This window comes from Novosphingobium sp. (genome assembly GCF_036733805.1).
GTDB lineage: Bacteria > Pseudomonadota > Alphaproteobacteria > Sphingomonadales > Sphingomonadaceae > Novosphingobium.
This window is the reverse complement of the sequence record NZ_DAIMZT010000136.1, coordinates 1-2,305: the sequence shown is the minus strand read 5'-3', so window position 1 is coordinate 2,305 and position 2,305 is coordinate 1. Positions and strand designations below refer to the sequence as shown.

Below are 2,305 nucleotides of genomic sequence, written 5' to 3'. Positions count from 1 at the left end.
CCGCAGAATCGCAAGCCATTGTAATCGCCCTGGATGATTATGAGTCAGCCACTCAGGGATTTCGTGTGTGGGTCGGCGCGACAGAATCGGGAGTAAAGTTGACCCGCGAATCAGTCGAATCGAGTTATTGGATTCCGCACCTCAGAACCGAACCCGTTTTCTTTTGCTTGACGTGGGCACCATTGATGGGCCGATGCGCGAATCACATCATAAATCACTGCTAAATCAAATCATTAGATCCACGATTGGATTCCCTTCACCTCCTTAATCGTCTAGAAAAGTGGCGGATTTCCGCCTATTATCGGCACTGACCTATCCAGTGCTGTCCAGTCCCGTCCACGCAAAGCCAGTGAATTCTGGGGGTCACGCTGGGGGTCACATGAAACCCGGCGATTGGAGTGACCCCCAAATGGCTCTGACAGACTCTGCGATCAAGGCGGCGAAGCCCAAGGCGAGCCAGTACAAGCTGCACGACGAAAAGGGCCTGCTGCTGATTGTGCGCCCTGCTGGAGGCAAGCTCTGGCGGCTCAAGTACCGCTTTGCCGGGAAGGAGCAACAACTCACGATTGGCACCTATCCCGAGGTAGGGCTCAAGGAAGCCCGCGAACGCCGCGACGCGGCCCGCAAGGCTGCAGAACGCACCGTTGAAGCCACATGGCAACGCATCGGCCTCCTCCTCGATGCCTTCCCACCGCACGAGTGCGCCAACTACCTTAGAAACAGCGGCTATGCCTCAATCTAATCAGGACAGACTCTAGGCGCGGCCCGGGCGCGCGGGCGCAAGCTCGGACGGCAACCGGGGGAACGGCCCAAGTCCGATCGGCTTGGCCCCGAAGTGCTGGCGCTGGTTGAAGAGGGTCGCAGTTATCGCTGGATTGCTCGAGACCTTGGCCTGAGCAAGAACACGGTCGCTGCAATCGTCGGACGGGCAAGAGCGGATTGCGCTCCTGACGTGGAAATAGGCGCATGACAAAAGCGTCGCCACGCCTGCCGCCCGATCCACGGCGCAGGGCACGCTTCCGTGAGATCGCTCGCGGTATCGTCGCCAAAGACCGTCATGACCGCAAGTATGGTTATACTGTCGACACCGCTGGCGCCATCGCGCAAGCGCTGGAGCGCGCGTATCGTGATGGTGTAAGAGATGGTCCGGCAACAGCGGTTACAGGCCAAGAGCAGCCCGATACAACAGCCCCTCTGGAATGGGCATTGATACCGCCGCGCCCCAGGGATGCGTTCTGGAGCATCTGCCTGTTCTTTCTTGGCCGGGAGGAAGCGGATGACACGCGGAATGGGCACTTGGAGCCCGCGCTTACTGAACGCGGAACGCCGGGTTGGGCGATGGTAGTGCCAGGGCGAAACCGGGACAAAGTCATTGGCGACCGCACCATTGGTCCTCTCATCCGGCTTGGGCTCCTTGCGCATTCATCGGACGGCCCTGTTCGCCTTCTTGTCACTGAACGCGGGCAAGACACCTGGCGACTTTTCTGCCAGCGGGGCGGGCGTTACCCCGAGGATCTGACCGACATTTGATCTACGTCCGCCATAATTCGTAATGGCAGCGACCGCCCCTATCCGGTCGTTGCTGCCCGTTGGGCCCTATCCTGAAGGCGGCAATTCTTGCGGGCCAATCGTTAGGCGATATCGGCGCATCTGCAAATCACCGCGCGCATATAGGTCGCTGTCCAAGGGCACATTGACCGTTCCCTCATAGGTCGCGCCAGCTTTTTCCAAAGTGCGCCAAGAAGCGATGTTATCCGGCCGGCAGGTAATCCAGATTTCATGAAAACCGTGTTGCCGTGCGATCGAAGTTAGTTCCTTGATTGCTGCGCCGGCGTATCCATGACCGCGATGTTGGGGTTCGATGCCGTAACCAATGTGACCACCATACAGCCGCATATATTCGGTATTTCCGAGACGTAGCTGGATGGTGCCGACGACCTCACTCCCACTTACAATGTCGTAGTGTTCAGCTGGAACCCAGCCTCGCAACGGATCTGCTTCCGTCGCCTTCCGAAATTTCAAAACCACCATAGCACGCCGCTCTCGATCAAAACGTCTCTGGCTTCATAGGCATCGCAGCTGCTGATGTCATTTCGCCAGAAGCGGCCTGTCGCCAAACCGCCCACTTGCCGGCGTTCGCTTAGGGTGTCATTTCGCCCTCAGCCGAAACCGACCCCTTGTTTAGCGTACCATCCACGCTATGCCCTCGACCGCCCACATGAAGCCGGCGCAATATCGGGACATCCAGCCGTTGTCCGCCATCCCCTATTGCCGGAAAACAGCCTCATGATCCTTGATCGACTGC

The 2,305-nt window shown here is 58.5% G+C and carries 3 protein-coding genes; 2 read left to right on the top strand and 1 reads right to left on the bottom strand.

Features of this window, described 5'->3' with window-relative positions:
- Positions 1–379 precede the first annotated feature (379 nt).
- Positions 380–742 carry an Arm DNA-binding domain-containing protein gene (locus V7D69_RS15885; RefSeq protein ID WP_442947068.1) on the top strand — a complete coding sequence of 121 codons (363 nt, stop codon included), beginning with the start codon at positions 380–382 and terminating at the stop codon, positions 740–742.
- A 224-nt stretch (positions 743–966) separates the two neighbouring features.
- Entirely contained in the window at positions 967–1,530 is a 564-nt protein-coding gene (locus V7D69_RS15875) for a hypothetical protein (protein WP_324064744.1), read from the top strand.
- 66 nt (positions 1,531–1,596) lie between these two features.
- Here V7D69_RS15875 and V7D69_RS15870 read toward each other — a convergent pair whose 3' ends face one another.
- A complete protein-coding gene (locus V7D69_RS15870; protein ID WP_324064743.1) occupies positions 1,597–2,031 on the bottom strand; it encodes a GNAT family N-acetyltransferase in 435 nt (144 codons plus the stop codon).
- Positions 2,032–2,305 lie beyond the last annotated feature (274 nt).